At 41.8% G+C, this 17,721-nt stretch carries 21 protein-coding genes; 20 read left to right on the forward strand and 1 reads right to left on the reverse strand.

Annotated elements, in window-relative coordinates:
* Positions 1-8: 8 nt before the first annotated feature.
* The 17 genes from FC33_RS06980 (at position 9) to FC33_RS07055 (ending at position 12,655) form a co-directional block, all read left to right on the forward strand.
* On the forward strand, positions 9-1,361 hold the full coding sequence (locus FC33_RS06980; RefSeq protein WP_057827880.1) for a DnaD domain protein: 1,353 nt from the start codon (positions 9-11) through the stop codon (positions 1,359-1,361).
* Positions 1,361-2,293, forward strand: coding sequence for a primosomal protein DnaI (gene dnaI, locus FC33_RS06985; protein WP_057827881.1), 933 nt, complete (start codon positions 1,361-1,363; stop codon positions 2,291-2,293). Before FC33_RS06980 ends, dnaI begins: the two co-directional genes overlap by 1 nt.
* Before the next feature lie 278 nt (positions 2,294-2,571).
* Positions 2,572-4,512 carry a threonine--tRNA ligase gene (thrS, locus tag FC33_RS06990; RefSeq protein WP_057827882.1) on the forward strand — a complete coding sequence of 647 codons (1,941 nt, stop codon included), beginning with the start codon at positions 2,572-2,574 and terminating at the stop codon, positions 4,510-4,512.
* 232 nt (positions 4,513-4,744) lie between these two features.
* Positions 4,745-5,245 carry a translation initiation factor IF-3 gene (gene infC / locus FC33_RS06995; RefSeq protein WP_057827883.1) on the forward strand — a complete coding sequence of 167 codons (501 nt, stop codon included), beginning with the start codon at positions 4,745-4,747 and terminating at the stop codon, positions 5,243-5,245.
* Positions 5,246-5,274: 29 nt separating this feature from the next.
* Complete coding sequence (rpmI, locus tag FC33_RS07000) at positions 5,275-5,475, forward strand: 50S ribosomal protein L35 (protein WP_057827884.1); 201 nt, start codon at positions 5,275-5,277, stop codon at positions 5,473-5,475.
* 60 nt (positions 5,476-5,535) lie between these two features.
* Positions 5,536-5,895, forward strand: a complete 360-nt coding sequence (gene rplT, locus FC33_RS07005; protein ID WP_057827885.1) for a 50S ribosomal protein L20 — start codon at positions 5,536-5,538, stop codon at positions 5,893-5,895.
* 95 nt (positions 5,896-5,990) lie between these two features.
* Positions 5,991-6,524: a YqeG family HAD IIIA-type phosphatase gene (locus FC33_RS07010; RefSeq protein ID WP_057827886.1), complete on the forward strand. Its 534-nt coding sequence runs from the start codon at positions 5,991-5,993 to the stop codon at positions 6,522-6,524.
* Complete coding sequence (yqeH, locus tag FC33_RS07015) at positions 6,517-7,629, forward strand: ribosome biogenesis GTPase YqeH (RefSeq protein ID WP_057827887.1); 1,113 nt, start codon at positions 6,517-6,519, stop codon at positions 7,627-7,629. The genes FC33_RS07010 and yqeH overlap by 8 nt, the downstream gene beginning before the upstream one ends.
* Before the next feature lie 10 nt (positions 7,630-7,639).
* A complete protein-coding gene (yhbY, locus tag FC33_RS07020; RefSeq protein ID WP_057827888.1) occupies positions 7,640-7,951 on the forward strand; it encodes a ribosome assembly RNA-binding protein YhbY in 312 nt (103 codons plus the stop codon).
* 15 nt (positions 7,952-7,966) lie between these two features.
* Positions 7,967-8,602, forward strand: coding sequence for a nicotinate-nucleotide adenylyltransferase (locus FC33_RS07025; protein WP_057827889.1), 636 nt, complete (start codon positions 7,967-7,969; stop codon positions 8,600-8,602).
* Positions 8,595-9,194, forward strand: coding sequence for a bis(5'-nucleosyl)-tetraphosphatase (symmetrical) YqeK (gene yqeK / locus FC33_RS07030; protein ID WP_235803905.1), 600 nt, complete (start codon positions 8,595-8,597; stop codon positions 9,192-9,194). The genes FC33_RS07025 and yqeK overlap by 8 nt, the downstream gene beginning before the upstream one ends.
* An 18-nt stretch (positions 9,195-9,212) precedes the next feature.
* The gene (gene rsfS / locus FC33_RS07035) at positions 9,213-9,569 is read left to right on the forward strand and encodes a ribosome silencing factor (protein ID WP_057827890.1); all 357 of its coding nucleotides are present in this window, start codon (positions 9,213-9,215) and stop codon (positions 9,567-9,569) included.
* A 3-nt stretch (positions 9,570-9,572) separates the two neighbouring features.
* Positions 9,573-10,724 (forward strand): nucleotidyltransferase, encoded by a 1,152-nt coding sequence (locus FC33_RS07040; RefSeq protein WP_057827891.1) that lies wholly within the window; start codon positions 9,573-9,575, stop codon positions 10,722-10,724.
* Between the two features lie 62 nt (positions 10,725-10,786).
* The gene (locus tag FC33_RS07045) at positions 10,787-11,353 is read left to right on the forward strand and encodes a YceD family protein (RefSeq protein ID WP_057827892.1); all 567 of its coding nucleotides are present in this window, start codon (positions 10,787-10,789) and stop codon (positions 11,351-11,353) included.
* A 65-nt stretch (positions 11,354-11,418) separates the two neighbouring features.
* The gene (gene rpmF / locus FC33_RS08225; protein WP_081035587.1) at positions 11,419-11,601 is read left to right on the forward strand and encodes a 50S ribosomal protein L32; all 183 of its coding nucleotides are present in this window, start codon (positions 11,419-11,421) and stop codon (positions 11,599-11,601) included.
* Positions 11,602-11,756: 155 nt separating this feature from the next.
* Positions 11,757-12,341 carry a ribosome biogenesis GTP-binding protein YihA/YsxC gene (gene yihA, locus FC33_RS07050; RefSeq protein WP_057827893.1) on the forward strand — a complete coding sequence of 195 codons (585 nt, stop codon included), beginning with the start codon at positions 11,757-11,759 and terminating at the stop codon, positions 12,339-12,341.
* A gap of 14 nt (positions 12,342-12,355) precedes the next feature.
* Positions 12,356-12,655 carry a nucleoside triphosphate pyrophosphohydrolase family protein gene (locus tag FC33_RS07055; RefSeq protein ID WP_057828090.1) on the forward strand — a complete coding sequence of 100 codons (300 nt, stop codon included), beginning with the start codon at positions 12,356-12,358 and terminating at the stop codon, positions 12,653-12,655.
* Between the two features lie 54 nt (positions 12,656-12,709).
* Here the strand turns inward: FC33_RS07055 and FC33_RS08410 are convergent, their stop codons facing one another.
* Complete coding sequence (locus FC33_RS08410) at positions 12,710-12,856, reverse strand: SPJ_0845 family protein (RefSeq protein WP_164477240.1); 147 nt, start codon at positions 12,854-12,856, stop codon at positions 12,710-12,712.
* A gap of 84 nt (positions 12,857-12,940) precedes the next feature.
* Between FC33_RS08410 and uvrC the strand changes: the two genes are divergently transcribed.
* The 3 genes from uvrC to obgE all read left to right on the forward strand — a co-directional run bounded on the left by uvrC (position 12,941) and on the right by obgE (position 17,720).
* Positions 12,941-14,755, forward strand: coding sequence for an excinuclease ABC subunit UvrC (gene uvrC / locus FC33_RS07060; RefSeq protein WP_057827894.1), 1,815 nt, complete (start codon positions 12,941-12,943; stop codon positions 14,753-14,755).
* A gap of 63 nt (positions 14,756-14,818) precedes the next feature.
* Complete coding sequence (locus FC33_RS07065; RefSeq protein ID WP_057827895.1) at positions 14,819-16,267, forward strand: amino acid permease; 1,449 nt, start codon at positions 14,819-14,821, stop codon at positions 16,265-16,267.
* Positions 16,268-16,406: 139 nt separating this feature from the next.
* Positions 16,407-17,720, forward strand: a complete 1,314-nt coding sequence (obgE, locus tag FC33_RS07070) for a GTPase ObgE (protein WP_057828091.1) — start codon at positions 16,407-16,409, stop codon at positions 17,718-17,720.
* Position 17,721 lies beyond the last annotated feature (1 nt).

Consider the following 17,721-nt stretch of genomic DNA (forward strand, 5'->3'; position numbering starts at 1 on the left):
GAAGGAACTTGAATCAAATTCATATTTTAGCAACTGATAAATTTAAGGTTGTTTCCAAGGCACTTCCTCAAGAATTTCAATTTCAAACGCTTACGAAATTATACCAGCCATTTATCGGCGAAACGGCGGTCGCCCTTTACATGTCGCTGATTGCTGAAGTTCAAACGGGTGACTGGGATCAGCTCCCGGAATGGAATCACGAACAGCTTTTGGTTCGCCTTGGAATTAACATGCAGCAATTTACAGCTGCCAAGGAAAAACTTGAAGCGGTCGGCTTGATGCGCACGCAGTTTAACGCGCAAAAGCATTGCTTTTTGTATGAAATGCTTCCGGCAAAAAGCGGAAGTGCATTCTTTGAAGATCCGGTTTTAAGCGGGTTGCTGATGGAATATGTCGGGGAGCAGCAGTTTGCTCAATTGTTGAACTTCTTTGAAGGCAACCATTGGAATCGGCATGCGTTTCAGGATGTTTCGAAAAAAATGACGGATGTTTTCCGGATAAAGGGCTCCTCTTCAGTAACTGATGCGCCGGTTCAATCAACGCCGGTGGCCGATTTGAAGATGAAGATCAATGTTCAGCTGTTAAAACAGTTGTTAACGAAAACCTTTGTTAACCAGCAATCAGTTGCGCAAAATTTACAAACGGTGAACACGGTTGCCGTAATGTATGGGCTTGATGAAGTTCAGCTTGTTCGGTTACTGGAAGAGGCGGTTGATGTTAATCATCAAGATGATGTCAATTGGAATCGATTCCGCGCATTGGCAAGTCAGCAGTATGAATTTACAATGAAGCCGGTTAAAAGTGATGATTTTGATTCGAATTCCGAAGTTCACCAGTCAAAGCAGCCGGCAAATAATGCGGATCAAGAGTTGATCAATGCTTGTCAGCAGTATGCGCCAATGGAATTTTTAACGGCGTTGAAGGACGAGCAGGGGCAAACGGTAACGCATGAAGAGCAGATCACGATCCAACGGGCAGTTGAAGCGCAACGCCTTGCCCCCGCGGTCATTAATGTGTTGACCCATTATATGCTGGTGAACGAAAATATGGATTCGTTGAATCAAAAGTATTTTGAGCGTACAGCGAATAACTGGCTGAAAAATAAGATCAACACGCCTGAAAAGGCAATCACCTATGTCCGTGAATGGCAAAAGAAACGGCAGCAATCACGCCCAACTTCCCGGTATGCGCGCCGACCTCAATATGCAGAAAAATTGCCGGCATGGGCGCAGAAGAAAAAAAGTCAATCAGCGGTTAAAGACCAAAATCAGTCTCAAAATCGATCTGCAAATGTTAATCAGGACATTTCACGGTTGATGCAACGGATCAATCAAAAAACACCGAAAGGAGATGAACGTTAATGGATAATATCAGTGATGGATTGAAACACCGCTTTCGTGATCCAAAGATGCGGGAACAATACCTTAAGCTGTTCGATGATGTCGTTAAGGATCCGGCGGTTGCTCAGTTTCTGAAAGATAATCAGGAACGGTTATCGAAGCAGGACATCATTACGGGCTTTAGTAAGCTGTATGAGTTTGTCAATTTACGCAAAGAACTTGCGGCAGGCAAGCAAACTTTTGCCCCCGGTTATGAACCGCAACTGATTGTCAGCGACCACCATATCGAAGTTGTGTATCATCCAACGGCCAAGATGGTTGAACAGCAACAGGCCCATCAACGGCAAAAGATGGTTGGAATGATCAACCTTCCAAAGGGATTACGGAATGCTCGAATCGAAGATTATGACATTAGTGGCCGTGAGGAACCGTTGCGGGCAGCATTAACGTTCATTGATGAGTGCATTGATTATCAAAAAAATGGTAAATTTCCAAAGGGTCTTTATTTATCCGGCAGTCTGGGAGTCGGTAAAACCTATTTACTGGCTGCAATTGCGAATAAATTAGCTGAAAATGGAATTCAATCAATGATGGTTCATTTTCCATCGTTTAGCGTCGAGATGACGGGCGCAATTCAAAACGGCAATCCGAATCAAATCTTAGATCAGATCAAACGGGTTCCCGTCTTGATGCTCGATGATATTGGAGCAACCCGGCTGACAAGCTGGATGCGGGATGATGTTTTGGGAATCATTTTGGAATATCGAATGCAAAATGAATTGCCGACGTTATTTAGTTCTAATCTTTCGATGAAGGATCTGCAAGAACAATATTTAACCTACAACAATCGTGGGGACAGCGAGCCGTTGAAGGCAATGCGAATCATGGAACGCATCAAGTTTTTGGCAACCGAATACCAAATGGTTGGTCCAAACCGAAGAAATCCAGAATAACTATTGCCAAATAAAAAGATTTATGGTTCAATGTAGTCAAGAAAGACAAACGGATCGTTAACTTCAGGGAAGGAGATCGTGACTGAAAGTCTCCTAACTAACGAGCTTACCACTTTCAGTTTTCTCACTTAATCGTGAGCGTGTTGCGCGTTAAAGCAAAATGAGGGGTATTAGCTAGATACCTGAAACTGGGTGGAACCACGTTAACGAACGTCCCAATACTGAAGTGTCAGTATTGGGGCGTTTTTTGTTTGTCCGACTTTGAAGGAGGAAGAAAAATGGCAGAAGTCAACATTCAGTTCCCAGACGGAACAGTTAAACAATTTGAAAAGGGCGTAACGGTTGAAGAAATTGCCAAGTCGATCAGCATCAGTTTGGCTAAAAAGGCCGTTGCCGGTAAATTTGACGGCAAGTTGGTTGGTTATCACGATGCCCTTGAACAAGGCGGTTCAATTGAAATTATCACGAAAGACAGCGAAGACGGCTTAGTTGTTCTTTGGAATACCGTTGCTCAAATTTTAAAGCACGCATTACATAATATGTATCCTAAAATGAAATTTGGTGAAAGTTCAGCAACTGAACATGGTTTCTGCTTGGATACAGATAATGCTGACGGTCAAATTTCAGAAGATGGATTTGACAAGATCACTGCTGAAATGAACAAGTTGATCAAGCAAAACATTGCAATTGAAAAGATCATGGTTCCAGTTAATGAAGCATTATCAATGGCTGAAGGCGATGAATATCAAACAGCCTTGATCAATGAAAATGCCGTTGATGGTCAAGTTGAAATGTACCAACAAGGCGATTTCAAGTATTTAGGCGGCGTTCAATTACCAGCAACCGGAGCAGTTAAGGTCTTCCAAATCTTATCAGTTGCCGGGGCATACTGGAAAGGCGCTTCAAGTAACCCAATGCTTCAACGGGTATACGGGACAGCATTTTACAAGCAAAAAGATTTAGATGTTGAATTGGAACGGCGGAAAGAAGCCCAGGAAAGGGATCACCGGGTAATCGGAAACAAGTTAGACTTATTCTTTGTTGATCCTAAAGTCGGTGCCGGCTTACCATACTGGATGCCAAAGGGTGCTACGATTCGGCGGACGATCGAACGGTACATCATTGACAAGGAAGTTGCCGATGGATACCAACACGTTTATACTCCAGTTTTGATGAACTTGAATGCTTACAAGCAATCAGGTCACTGGGATCACTATCATGATGACATGTTCCCACCAATGGACATGGGCGATGGCGAATTCCTTGAATTACGGCCAATGAACTGCCCGTCACATATTCAAATTTACAAGCACCACAAGCGTTCATACCGTGAATTACCATTGCGGATCGCTGAAATCGGAATGATGCACCGTTATGAAAAATCAGGAGCTCTTTCAGGTTTACAACGGGTTCGTGAAATGGAATTAAACGATGGACACACATTCGTTGCATTGGATCAAATTCAAGATGAATTTGCAAAGATCTTGCGGTTGATCATGGATGTTTACAAAGACTTTAACATTACAGATTACTCATTCCGGTTGAGTTACCGTGATCCGAAGAACACTGAAAAGTACTTCGATGACGATGAAATGTGGGAAAAGTCACAAAAGATGTTGAAGGGTGCCATGGATGACCTTGGTTTGGAATACTATGAAGCAGAAGGCGAAGCTGCATTCTATGGTCCTAAATTGGATATTCAAACGAAGACGGCCCTTGGAACGGAAGAAACAATGTCAACGATCCAACTTGACTTCTTACTTCCAGAACGCTTTGACCTGAAGTACACGGGAACTGACGGTGAAGAACACCGGCCAATCATGATCCACCGTGGAGTTGTCGGAACAATGGAACGGTTCACCGCCTACTTAACTGAAATTTACAAGGGAGCATTCCCAACATGGCTTGCTCCGGAACAAGTTGCAATTATTCCGGTTAAGAACGACCTTCACCTTGACTATGCGAAGGAATTGGCTAGCAAGTTAGTTGCCCACAACATTCGGATTAAGATGGATGACCGAAACGAAAAGATGGGCTACAAGATTCGTCAAGCCCAAGTCAACAAGATTCCATACACATTGGTTGTTGGTGATAATGAAAAGGCAAACGGCACGGTTACGGTTCGGAAATACGGTGAAGACGAACAAACAACCATGGCGTTTGATGAATTTGTAACAATGATCAATCATGATATTGAAACATACAGTCGCGAAGATTAATTTAGGCTTGACAGGGTAGTTTTAAACTGGTAAACTACTTAAAGTTGAGAAAAAAGCAGAGGCAAAAGCTTCTCGCCTAGCAGACAAGAAAGTCTCCGGGCAGAAATTAAGAAATTAATTCCGTTAAAAGCGGCTTTAATGACCTCTGTTTGAAGTATTCAAACGGAGGTTTTTTTATCTGCATTTTCTCTCTGAATTTATTTGGAGGTGAAGTATCATAGCAGTAGACAAGATGGTTAATGACGGCATTCGTGCTCGTGAAGTTCGTTTGATCAGCAGTAATGGTGATCAGCTTGGAGTTAAATCAAAGCGCGAAGCTTTACAAATCGCTGAACAGGAAAATCTTGACTTGGTTTTAGTTGCTCCGAAGGCAAAGCCGCCGGTTGCAAAGGTAATGGATTACGGGAAATACCGTTTTGAATTACAAAAGAAGCAACGCGAAGCCCGGAAGAAACAAAAGACCGTTAATGTTAAGGAAGTTCGGTTAAGTCCAACGATTGACACGAATGATTTTAATACTAAGATGAAGAACGCACGGAAGTTCCTTGCGAAGGGAGACAAAGTTAAGGTTTCAATTCGCTTCAGAGGGCGTGCCATTACACATAAAGACATCGGACGTGAAGTTCTGAGTCGCTTTGCTGAAGAAACAAAGGATGTTGCATCCGTTGAATCAAAGGCAAAGATGGATGGAAGAAGCATGTTTTTAATGCTTGCACCTAAAACTGAAAAATAGGTGAGTAGATTAATAGGAGGATTTTGATTATGCCAAAAATGAAAACACACCGCGCATCAGCAAAACGTTTTAAGCGTACAGGAAAGGGCGGTTTAAAGCGTCATCACGCATATACATCACACCGTTTCCACGGTAAGACGATCAAGCAACGTCGTCAATTACGGAAAGCAGGCATGGTATCTTCATCAGATATGAAGCGAATCAAGCAAATGCTTTCACAAATGAAATAATTATTACGAATTAAATTTTTGACAGGACCAAATCGGTTCTAACTTAGAGGAGGAATTTTCATGCCACGTGTTAAAGGTGGAACAGTTACACGCCAACGTCGTAAAAAAATGATCAAATTAGCCAAGGGTTACCGCGGTTCAAAGCACATTCAATTTAAAGTTGCTAAGCAACAAGTAATGAAGTCATACCAATATGCATTCCGTGATCGTCGGAAGACAAAATCAAACTTCCGTAAATTATGGATCGCACGGATCAATGCTGCAGCCCGGATGAACGGAATCAGCTACAGCAAGTTAATGCACGGTTTGAAGTTAGCTGAAATCGAAGTTAACCGCAAGATGCTTGCTGACTTAGCCGTTAGCGATGCAGATGCATTCAAGGCACTTGTTGACGAAGCTAAGAAAGCTTTAGCAAAATAATTGATCTTTAAATGATAGAGGCTGTGACGCTTGTCGCAGCCTCTTTGTTATTTTATAATTTTTAATATCGAATTATTAAAAATAGGAGCGGTTGAATGTTAAATCAATTTAAACCTACATGGATGATCGAATCGATTTATAATCTTACGCCAGATGAACTTAAAGCAAATGGCATTAAGGCGATTTTAACGGATTTGGATAATACGTTGATTGCCTGGAATAATCCGAGCGGAACCCAAGAACTCCGACAATGGTTAAATCAAATGAAAACAAATCAAATCCCGGTGATCGTGGTTTCAAATAATAACCATGAACGGGTGGAAAAAGCGGTTCAACGCTTTGATTTACCGTTTGTTGCCCGGGCATTAAAGCCGTTTAAAACGGGAATCAAAAAGGCTTTGAAGGAATATCAGCTTCAACCAGATGAAGTGGTAATGGTTGGCGATCAAATGCTGACGGATGTCCTCGCAGCCAACCGGATGAACATTCGCAGTATTTTAGTTAAGCCGTTAATGCAGACGGATGCTTGGAATACCCGGATCAACCGGTTAATGGAATGCAAAATTCAAACTCAATTAGCAAAAAAAGAAAATTTTGAAATTCAATGGAGGAACCATCTCGATGACTGATGAATTAAGATGCATTGGATGCGGTGTGGTGATTCAAACAATTGATCCGGATAAGGCTGGATATACACCGCAATCTGCGTTAAACAAACAAAAAGATGAGGTATATTGCCAACGCTGTTTCCGGCTGAGACACTATAATGAAATCGCGGATGTTGATTATAGTGATGATGACTTTTTGCGTTTCTTGAATCAATTAAGCGATAAGGAAGCATTGATCGTTAACGTGATCGATATCTTTGATTTTACCGGTTCATTGATTCCAGGATTGCAACGGTTTGTCGGCAATAACCCAATCTTACTGGTTGGAAATAAGGAAGACCTGCTTCCGCGGTCATTAAAGCGCTCAAAGATCAAGGATTGGATGCGGCAATCAGCTAACAAGGCAGGATTGCGTCCAATCGATGTTTTCTTGACGAGTGCCAAGAAGGGTGGTCAAGTTGACGAATTATTGGCTGCAATTGAAAAATACCGTGAAGGCCGCAATGTTTATATGGTTGGGGTTACGAATGTTGGAAAGTCAACGTTGATCAATCGAATCATCAGCCAGTTAACGGGAGTTCAGGAATTGATCACCACGTCGAAGTTTCCCGGAACAACCTTGGATCGAATTGAAATTCCATTGGATGATGGGCATTTCTTAATTGATACCCCAGGGATTATTCACCGGAATCAAATGGCACACTACCTTTCACCAAAGGAATTAAGGCTTGCAACGCCGCAAAAGGAAATCAAGCCGAAGACATACCAGTTGCAAGCAGGGCAAACCCTCTTTTTGAGTGCTTTAGCACGGTTTGATTTTATTAAAGGACCTAAAGAACGAAATGGAATTGCAATCTATCTTGATAATAATTTAAAGGTGCACCGGACAAAATTAGCCAACGCTGATCAATTCTATGCGAACCATGCTGGTGAGATATTGCAACCGCCAACCAAGAAAGAGTTGGAAACGACTTTCCCGAAACTTGTTCGGTATGAATTTAAGATAACGGAAAAAAGTGATCTTGTTTTTGCTGGCCTTGGCTGGGTCACGGTGCCGAAAAACAGTATTATTGCCGGTTGGGCCCCGGATGGAGTTGGCGTTACGATTCGTAAAGCAATGATTTAGAGGTGAAAAAATGAAATTACGTGGAAAACAAAAACGGTATTTAAGAAGTCAAGCCCATTCAATGCGGCCGCTTTTCCAAATCGGAAAAGATGGGATTGATAAAGAATGGCTTAAACAGGTTAAAAATGCCCTTGAAAAGCGTGAATTGATCAAAGTTAATATTTTAAATAATTCATTGTTAGAAACTGACGAAGTTCAGGAATACATTGAACAAAACTCTGATATTCAAGTAGTTCAAGTTATTGGGCACACCCTTGTTTTATTTAAACGCGCTCAAAAGCCGGAGCATCGTCACTATTCCGAAGAAGTTGCGCGGATTTAGAAAGGGTGCTTTGGAATGGAGAAGCAACGGGTGATCACGCCTGAAGTTCAAGTTTTTAGCAAGGTTGAATTTGATGCTCCGCAAAAAAGAGTTGGCATCTTAGGCGGAACGTTTAATCCACCGCATTTCGGTCATTTGATGATTGCAGATCAGGTTCAAAGTCAACTGGGGCTTGATCAGGTGCTATTTATGCCGGATAACATTCCGCCGCATATTGATCATAAAGATGCGATTGATGCGCGCCAGCGGCTTAAGATGCTGCATTTATGCGTTGATGATAATCCGAAGTTTGGAATTGAAGATTATGAAATCAAACGCGGCGGGGTCAGTTATAGCATTGATACGATGAAAGCATTGACTCAGCAACATCCTGAAAGTCAATATTACTTTATAATTGGCGGCGATATGGTAGAATATTTACCGAAATGGCGGGAAATTGATGAGCTGGTCAAGCTTGTTCAATTTGTCGGCGTTGGCCGTCCAGGATTTCATAAACACAGTCAATATCCGCTTTTATGGGTTGATGTTCCTGAGACGGAGATCAGTTCAACGTTGATTCGGCAAAAGGTCAAAGATGGATGTTCGATCAAGTATCTTGTTCCGGATGCAGTTGAACAGTACATTAACGAGGAGAACTTATATCGTGACTGAAATTGAATATCAAAAACATTATTATCCTGGTTCGCGTTCCGAATTAGTTCAGAAATTAAAAGACTCGTTAAATAAACAATCGCGGTTTGAACATTGTTTACGGGTCGAACAAACGGCGATCCAGCTTGCAAAACTAAACCATGAAGACGTTGAAAAAGCGGCGGTTGCCGGGCTGATTCATGATTATGCTAAGGAACGCTCAGCAGAAGAATTCAAACGGGTGATCATTGCCAAAAAGATGGACCTGGATTTATTAAACTGGGGTAATTTCATTTGGCACGGTGAAGTTGGTGCTGAAATCATTCAGGATGAATTAAAAATTACGGATGAAGAGATTTTAAATGCGGTGCGGCGGCATACGATCGGTGCGGTTCAAATGACAACGCTTGACAAGATCGTTTACGTTGCCGATTACGTCGAACCCGGACGTGATTTTCCGGGAGCAAATTATGCACGCGAAGTGGCGTTTGCTGATTTGGATGACGGGATGCGTTATGAAACCCAGCATACGTTGCAATATTTGTTGGAAAATAACAAAAAAATTTATCCAGCGGCAATTTTAACGTATAACCAGTGGAACGCCGAAAATTGATGAAGAGGTGGAATTTAAATGAACGAAAGCAAAGAATTATTAAAAACAGTTGTTGAAGCTGCCGACAATAAGCGAGCAGAAGATATTATTGCATTAGATGTTCAAAATATCAGTTTGTTAGCGGATTATTTTGTAATCATGCAAGCTGACTCAGACCGGCAAGTAAAGGCGATTGCCGAAAACATCGAAGAACAAGCCGAAGAAAAAGGCTATGATGTGCTTGATGTTGAAGGAAAGAGCGGGGCGAACTGGGTTTTGATCGACCTTGGCGATGTTGTTGCTCATGTATTTAAAGCTGAAACGCGGAAATTCTATAATCTTGAAAAGTTATGGGCAGATGCCGATGACGTTGATGTTTCAGCATGGATCAAGTAGTCAATGCAACAAATCACAGGAATAATTACTGAGTATAATCCGTTTCATAACGGCCATCTTTATCAGATTCAGCAAGTCAAGAAGCAATTTCCGGATGTTCCGTTAGTAATTGCAATGAGCGGCAATTTTTTACAGCGCGGGGAACCGGCAATCATTGATAAGTGGCACCGGGCCGCTGAATGTTTGGCCAATGGTGCAGATTTAGTAATGGAACTGCCGTTAATGGCGGCCGTTCAACCTGCAGACCGGTTTGCATATTATGGGGTGTGGACGCTTGCTCAGATGGGCGTGACGGACTTGTTTTTCGGTGCGGAGCATGCCACGTTTGACTTTATGCATGATGCCCAAAAAGCAATGGAAATTACCGGAAACTTTAACAAGTACCATGAGTCGTTTGCAAAAACTTATCAACAGGTAATTGCTGAAAAGGTTGGTCATCAAGTCGATCAGCCGAATGACCTGTTAGGATTGGCATATGCGAAGGCCAATTTAAAGCTGAAGGCCGGCATTAACCTTCATCCGATTCAGCGGAAAAATGCAAATTACCATGATATTGAGTTGAACGATGCGGGAACGATTGCGAGTGCATCGGCGATTCGCGAAGCCTTGCATCATCAAAATCAAGATTTTGAAAAATTTGTGCCGCACCAAACCGCTCAAGATTTAAAAAAACAGCCATTAGTATCATGGGATGATTTTTGGATCCATCTTAAGATGGAATTATTGACCCATTCACCGCAAGAATTGGAAAAAATTTACGGAATGGCTGAAGGAATTCAATACCGGATGATTGCGATGGCTCAGCGAAGTGAATTTGCCGGGAGCTTTGATTCATGGATCAAAGCGGTTAAAAATAAACGGTTTACGTACACGAGGTTAAGCCGGTTGGCAACAATGACGTTGCTGCACATTACCTGGGACGATGTTGCTTCATTTGAGGCCCAACCATATTTGCGGGTATTAGGGTTTTCTAAGAAGGGACAGGCAGTTTTACATGCTGCCAAAAAGAGTTGCGATCATCCAATTATTACAAACGTTTCTCAAGACGAGAAGAAGGGAATTTTAAGAATTGATTACCGCGCCGGAAAAGTTTACCAGGCAGTGTGCGGAAATGAACAGGATTTAAAACACGCTCCGATTATGACTGTCAAGTAAATCAGCTTGACGGTGATTTGAATTCCAAGTATAATCGACGTGTTGCATTAGGAGGCAAGAAAATGAAGTGGTCATTAAACGAATTGCGTCAGGCAAAGGAAACGCCCATTGAGTTTGATACAACCCTTGATTTGGAAGCAGCATTAAAGGAACGCCGGAATGATTTGATTTCGGCTGCTCCGGTCCAAGTTGAAGGCGTCTTTACGGTTGATCAACGGGAAATTTTAGGAAGTTTTAATGTGAAAACTAAAATTCAGGTTCCATCAACCCGGACGTTTGAACCGGTAACAATTCCACTCGACTTTGACTTCTCAGAATACTATGTCAGTCATCATCAAAATGATTTATCGCAGTTTGATGACTTGGACGTGGTAATTGTGCTTGAAAATGATGTATTAGCCCTTGAAGATGTGATTATTGACAATATTCTTGTTCAAATTCCAATGCAAGTTCTGAGTAAAAAAGAACAAAATGCAAAATTCAGTGAGATGCCGCAAGGAAAGAGTTGGGGTGTTTTGACTGAGGATCAGCTGAAAAATAACGCTCACCGGAAAGATCAAATCGATCCGCGGATGGCAAAATTAAAAGATTTTTTCAAAAACGATGATCAGAAGAATTCGGATGAGTAGTTGTCAAATTTAAGATTTGCAAGTATAATTGTTCTTGTCGATTATTTTGAAGGAGGTGGCTCTCAATGGCAGTACCAGCACGTAAAACATCAAAGACACGTAAGAGATTACGTCGGACAAACTACAAGTTGTCAGTACCTGGTATGAGCGCATGCCCAAATTGTGGTGAATTACGTCGTTCACACCGTGTATGCCCAAGTTGTGGTTACTATGGTGATCGCGAAGTTGTTAAAGTAAAGAACAACTAATTTTTTAAAATTGAAGAATAAAAAGATCGACGGGACCATGGCCCTCAATCTTTTTGCGGCACGTCAGTGTGAACTGAAGTGCTATTTTTTTACCATTGATTAAATTCCTATGCTAGAATGGAAAGCAGATATTATTAGGAGAAAGGAATTAACACATGGATGTGCATAACGTTGAACTCACGATCAGTGCAGTTCGCCCAGACCAATATCCGCAAGATGGATTACCGGAAATCACGTTAACTGGCCGGTCAAATGTCGGCAAATCATCGTTGATCAATACCCTGATCAACCGAAAGAAACTTGCTCATACGTCAAGCCAGCCTGGAAAAACGCAGACGTTGAATTTTTACCGGATCGAAGATGCAATGTACTTTGTTGATGTTCCGGGATACGGATACGCCAAAGTTTCACAAAAGAACCGTGAAAAGTGGGCTGAAATGATTGAAACCTACTTTGCCCAACGCGAAGAAACATGCGGTGTTGTTTCACTTGTTGATGCGCGGCATGCGCCAACGAAACTTGATCAGCAGATGATCAACTTTATCCATTATTATAAATTGCCGTTATTAGTTGTTGGAACGAAGATCGATAAGGTTCCGAAAAGCAAATGGAATAAAGCCGAAAGCCAAATTCGCAAAGGATTGCATTTAAGCGGCGATGACCAATTACAGTTATTTTCATCTCAAACCCGCTATGGTAAAGAAGAGGTTTGGGATTGGATCGAAAAGCATACGATGTAAGGAAGGAAAATCAAATGGAATTTAATGAGTATCAAGAAGCAGCAAACCGGACCCTTTACGGAACAGAACAGGTTTTAACCAATTGTGCGTTAGGGTTAGCAGGTGAAAGCGGCCAAGTGATCGATCTTGTAAAGGCATATACGTTTAAAGGCCAAAAATTAGATAAAAAGCAATTAACTCATGAAATGGGAGACGTTCTTTGGTACTTGTCTCAAATTGCTGAATGGGCAGGAATTCCGTTTGATGAAGTTGCGAAGGAAAATATTGAAACGTTGAATAAGCGGTATCCAAATGGATTTAAGAGTGAAAATTAGTGAATGCGAGAAGGAAAAATGAGGCTGTGATTGAATCGCAGCCTCATTTAAATATTATTTTTCTTTCTTGTGGGAATCATTTTTCTTTGAGGAGTCCTTTTCGGGATCCTTTGGCTTATTATTTGATGTGTTAGTCGGGTCGATTGCAAATTCATCAAATAATTTTTCAAGGTTTGTTTGCCGGTTGATCTTTAAACTCATAATTCGACTTCCTTCTGCTGTAGTTTTCTTTAGCGTACCAGTTTTTATTTAAGTTTTCAATTCTAAGAAAGGGGGACCATCAAAATGGCAACGGAACACATTGAACGAAAATTAAAATTACTTCCGGATTTACCGGGGTGTTACCTGATGAAAGATGTTAACGGACATATTATCTACGTTGGAAAAGCCAAAAATTTGAAGAATCGGGTGCGGTCATATTTCAAAAGCAAGCAGGTCGGAAAGCGGGCCCAACTTGTTGCGGAAATTCGGGATTTCGAAACGATCATCACGTCAACCGATAAGGAAGCTTTCTTGTTGGAAATTACGCTGATTCAAAAGCATCAGCCGTATTACAATACAAAATTAAAACGCGGAACGGGCTATCCGTACATCAAGATTACGAATGAACGCGATCCGCAGTTGAAGCTTGTAAGTAAAATTAAAAAAGATGGCGGGTACTATTTTGGACCATATCCAAATGTTTACGCTGCTCAAGAAACGTTGCAGCTTCTTCAAAAGGTATATCCGCTTCGAAGATGTAACGGCCCACAGAAACGGCCGTGTTTGTATTATCATATGGGCCAGTGTTTAGGAGCATGTTTCAAAGAAGTCCCTAAGGAAAAATATGATGCTCAAATTGAGAAGATTAAGTCGTTTTTAAACGGCAATGTTGCCCCAATCAAAAATGAATTGAAGCGGAAGATGGAAGAGGCTTCGGCTAAGATGGAATTTGAACGGGCGGCGGAATATCGTGATCAGATCCGCTATATTGCAATGACCGTTGAAAAGCAGAAAATTATTTCAAATGATTATACGACCCGCGATATTTTTGCGTACTACATGGATAAAGGCTGGATCTCAATTCAAGTTTTTTGTATCCGTCAAGCCCGGTTAATGAAGCGGGTCAAACGGCTTTTCCCATGTATTGACGAACCTGAGGCCGAATTTACTTCATTTATTTTGCAATATTACAATCAGAAAAACGTTGTTAAACCGCATGAAGTTCTTGTTCCGCAAAATATCGATCATCAGATTTTAAGTGATATTTTAGGAATTCCAGTTCGGACACCGCAACGGGGGCAGAAACGCGATTTATTGAAAATGGCTCAAAAGAATTCCCGCCTTGTCCTTGAAGAAAAGTTCCGGTTGCTTGAACTTGATAACCGGAAAACAACCGGCGCCATGAATGAAATTATGGATGCGCTCAAGTTGCCGCACGGTCACCGAATCGAAGCATTTGACCATTCCCATATTCAAGGTCAGGACCTGGTTTCCGCAATGGTTTGTTTCATTGACGGTCAGCCAAATAAAAATGAGTATCGTAAGTATAAGTTGAAGACGGTTGATCACGCGGATGAAGCGGCAAGTACCCGAGAGGTCATTTATCGCCGATACAGTCGGTTGCTCAAGGAACACGCTCAGCTTCCAGACTTGATTTTAATGGATGGGGCAGAGATCCAAATTGACGCTGCGGTCGATGTTTTGCACAATCAACTGGGAATTGATATTCCGGTTGCGGGAATGGTTAAAAATGATCATCACAAAACAGCGGATTTAATGAACCAGAACGGAATCAAACTAGAACTCGATCCGAAAAGTCAAGGTTTTTATTTGTTGCAACGAATCCAAGATGAAGTCCACCGGTTTGCGATTACTTATCACCGGCAGTTACATTCAAAGAATTCACTGTCATCCCGGCTTGAACAAATTCCAGGCGTAGGCCCGAAAACGCGAACCAAACTTTTGCGGAATTTTCATTCAATTAAGAAAATTGCTGAAGCATCGGTTGAAGAAATTCAAAAACTGGGAATTTCGAAGAAGGTTGCGCAAACGATTCATTTAAGTGCGGGTTCAATTGAAGAAGGCCGGCAAGATACAAGATTGATTAGAAAAAATTAAAAATGTATGCTACAATTTTAACCGTTAATTTTGATAACTAATCAATGGACGGAGTGAATTTCATTGGAAAATACAAGTCAGTCCTCAAAACTGCGCTGGTATAACATTGCCTTACTGGCATTTACCGTCGTTTGGGGATTTACAAATGTCGTCAATAACTTTGCTAATCAAGGACTAACCGTTGTCTTCTCATGGATTTTGATTATGTTCCTTTACTTTATCCCGTATACCTTAATGGTTGGGCAGTTAGGATCAGCATTTCAGAATTCAGGAGCAGGGGTCAGTTCGTGGATCAACGAATTACTCGGAAGCAAGTGGGCTTACTTAGCTGCTTGGACTTACTGGGTCGTTCACGTTCCGTATTTAGCTCAAAAACCACAAATTATTATGATCAGTTTAAGCTGGCTTTTCCGCGGCAATGGGACTTTTGTTAATGATACCAAGCCGATTGTTGTTCAATTGCTTAGTTTAGTTCTCTTCTTAGGATTTGTATGGCTTGCAACTAAAGGATTGAATGCGCTGAAGAAATTAGGGAACATTGCGGGAATCTTGCTGCTGATTATGTCATTCCTGTTCATTATTCTTGGAATCAGTGCACCGTTTATTCTTCATACGCACGTTGCAACGCCTAATATGGGCAGCTTGCATGATTATGTGCCAAAATTCAGTTTCCAATACCTAACGACCCTTTCAATGTTGATTTTTGCAGTTGGTGGTTGTGAAAAAATTTCACCATACGTTAATAAAACGCATAACGCATCCCGCGAATTTCCAAAGGGCATGCTTGTGTTAGCAATCATCGTTGCCTTATCAGCAATTTTAGGATCAATTGGAATGGGAATCGTAATTAACGCGCACCACATTCCAAATGATTTGATGTCAAACGGGGCATATGAAGCATTCCAAATTCTTGGCCGGTATTACCATGTTGGAGATCTCTTCATGTGGATCTTTGCAATTACCAATACATTAGGTTCAGCAACCGCTTTGGCAGTCTCAATCGATGCGCCGTTACGGATGTTGTTGGATGAAGCCGATGAACGCTTTATTCCAAAGGTTCTTTTAAAGAAGAACAAGCACGGGGTCTTTATTAACGGTTACAAGATGGTTACAGTTTTAGTTTCCATTTTGATCATTCTCCCAGCCCTTGGAATTAAGGGAATGTCAAACTTGTACAACTGGCTTTTGAACTTGAATTCAATTTGTATGCCAATGCGTTACCTTTGGGTATTCTTAGCATACATTATGCTTGTTAAGTACATGGACAAGTACAAGTCAGACTATGTCTTCGTGAAGAGTAAACCAGTCGGCTACGCATTTGGAATTTGGACATTTGTCTTTACTGCGTTTGCATGTATCATGGGAATGGTTCCAAAGGCTAACATGGCTGCATTCGCAACAAGTTCATGGTGGTTCCAAATTGCAATGAACGTCATTACCCCAATTATTTTGATTGCGTTAGGATTGATTCTTCCAGCAATTGCAAGACGGACAAATAAAATTAACGATTAAAATCATTGAAGCACGGCGAATCGGTCGTGCTTTTATTTTTAATCAAAACTTGATATAGTTATAGCGAGTAAAATATGCCAGTTAGAGAGACTGGATCGATTAAATAAATTGTAGAAAGAGGAACAAAAAGACAATGTCAATGTTTGTTGATCAAATTAAAATTCAAGTTAAAGCCGGAAAAGGCGGCGACGGAATGGTTGCTTTTCGGCGTGAAAAATATGTTCCAAATGGGGGCCCGGCCGGCGGTGACGGTGGTCATGGCGGAAGTATTATTTTAAAGGTCAATAAGGGATTACGGACCTTGATGGATTTCCGTTATCACCGGATCTTCAAAGCGAAGGCTGGTCAAAACGGAATGATCAAGGGCAAATATGGCCGGGCAGCTGAAAACTTGTATATTGATGTCCCCGAAGGAACAACGGTTACGGATGCCGATACCGGCGAAGTATTAGGCGATTTAACGGAGGCTAATCAGGAATTGGTCGTTGCTCACGGTGGTCGTGGCGGCCGTGGCAATATCCACTTTGCCAGTCCGAAAAATCCGGCCCCCGAAATTGCTGAAAATGGTGAACCAGGTGAAGAACGAAATTTGAATTTGGAATTAAAGGTTTTAGCCGATGTTGGATTGGTGGGCTTTCCATCGGTTGGAAAGTCGACGCTTCTTTCAACGGTTACAAGTGCAAAACCCAAAATTGCTGAATACCATTTCACAACGTTGGTTCCGAACCTGGGAATGGTTCAACTTGATGATGGCCGCGACTTTGTAATGGCTGACCTGCCAGGATTAATTGAAGGGGCTTCGCAAGGAATTGGTCTTGGAATTCAATTTTTGCGCCATGTCGAACGGACACGGGTTATTTTGCACCTGATCGATATGTCAGGGGTCGAAGAACGGGATCCGTACGAAGACTTTTTAAAGATCAATGATGAATTGAAGAAGTATGATCCAGATTTGTTAAAACGGCCGCAAATTATCGTTGGCTCGAAAATGGATATGCCGGATGCAGCTGAAAACTTAGCCAAGTTTAAGGCTAAGATTGAACAGGACTACGCTCCGTTAGCTCAAGCACCGCAAGTAATGGCAATTTCATCAATCACCCATGAAGGGCTGCAAGATTTGATGCAAGCAACAGCGGACTTGCTTGATAAGACGCCACACTTTGAAACGAAGGCGGAAAAGGAAATGTCTGCTAACCGTTCTGAATACCGGTTTGATGATGAGGAGGATACCCCTGCATTTACAATTTCGCGTGATTCGGACGCAACCTGGGTTCTTTCAGGTGATAAACTTGAAAAACTCTTTAAGATGACGAATTTGGATCACGATGAAAGTTTACTGCGGTTTACCCGGCAATTGCGGGGCATGGGAGTTGATGATGCGCTTCGGGAACGGGGAGCCAAAGACGGTGACCTCGTTCGCATCGACGATTTTGTCTTTGAATTTTATGCATAAT

It is taken from the genome of Ligilactobacillus aviarius subsp. aviarius DSM 20655 (assembly GCF_001436315.1).
GTDB classification, from domain to species: domain Bacteria; phylum Bacillota; class Bacilli; order Lactobacillales; family Lactobacillaceae; genus Ligilactobacillus; species Ligilactobacillus aviarius.

Excerpts from the sequence above, each read along its gene's own strand:
- obgE (WP_057828091.1), top strand. The coding sequence starts at position 16,407 with ATGTTTGTTGATCAAATTAAAATTCAAGTTAAAGCCGGAAAAGGCGGC.
- FC33_RS07055 (WP_057828090.1), top strand. The coding sequence starts at position 12,356 with ATGGAATTTAATGAGTATCAAGAAGCAGCAAACCGGACCCTTTACGGA.
- infC (WP_057827883.1), top strand. The coding sequence starts at position 4,745 with ATGGTTAATGACGGCATTCGTGCTCGTGAAGTTCGTTTGATCAGCAGT.
- FC33_RS07045 (WP_057827892.1), top strand. The coding sequence starts at position 10,787 with ATGAAGTGGTCATTAAACGAATTGCGTCAGGCAAAGGAAACGCCCATT.
- FC33_RS07010 (WP_057827886.1), top strand. The coding sequence starts at position 5,991 with ATGTTAAATCAATTTAAACCTACATGGATGATCGAATCGATTTATAAT.
- FC33_RS08410 (WP_164477240.1), bottom strand. The coding sequence starts at position 12,856 with ATGAGTTTAAAGATCAACCGGCAAACAAACCTTGAAAAATTATTTGAT.
- yqeH (WP_057827887.1), top strand. The coding sequence starts at position 6,517 with ATGACTGATGAATTAAGATGCATTGGATGCGGTGTGGTGATTCAAACA.
- yhbY (WP_057827888.1), top strand. The coding sequence starts at position 7,640 with ATGAAATTACGTGGAAAACAAAAACGGTATTTAAGAAGTCAAGCCCAT.
- yihA (WP_057827893.1), top strand. The coding sequence starts at position 11,757 with ATGGATGTGCATAACGTTGAACTCACGATCAGTGCAGTTCGCCCAGAC.
- rpmF (WP_081035587.1), top strand. The coding sequence starts at position 11,419 with ATGGCAGTACCAGCACGTAAAACATCAAAGACACGTAAGAGATTACGT.
- uvrC (WP_057827894.1), top strand. The coding sequence starts at position 12,941 with ATGGCAACGGAACACATTGAACGAAAATTAAAATTACTTCCGGATTTA.
- rpmI (WP_057827884.1), top strand. The coding sequence starts at position 5,275 with ATGCCAAAAATGAAAACACACCGCGCATCAGCAAAACGTTTTAAGCGT.
- rplT (WP_057827885.1), top strand. The coding sequence starts at position 5,536 with ATGCCACGTGTTAAAGGTGGAACAGTTACACGCCAACGTCGTAAAAAA.
- rsfS (WP_057827890.1), top strand. The coding sequence starts at position 9,213 with ATGAACGAAAGCAAAGAATTATTAAAAACAGTTGTTGAAGCTGCCGAC.
- thrS (WP_057827882.1), top strand. The coding sequence starts at position 2,572 with ATGGCAGAAGTCAACATTCAGTTCCCAGACGGAACAGTTAAACAATTT.
- FC33_RS07040 (WP_057827891.1), top strand. The coding sequence starts at position 9,573 with ATGCAACAAATCACAGGAATAATTACTGAGTATAATCCGTTTCATAAC.
- dnaI (WP_057827881.1), top strand. The coding sequence starts at position 1,361 with ATGGATAATATCAGTGATGGATTGAAACACCGCTTTCGTGATCCAAAG.
- FC33_RS07025 (WP_057827889.1), top strand. The coding sequence starts at position 7,967 with ATGGAGAAGCAACGGGTGATCACGCCTGAAGTTCAAGTTTTTAGCAAG.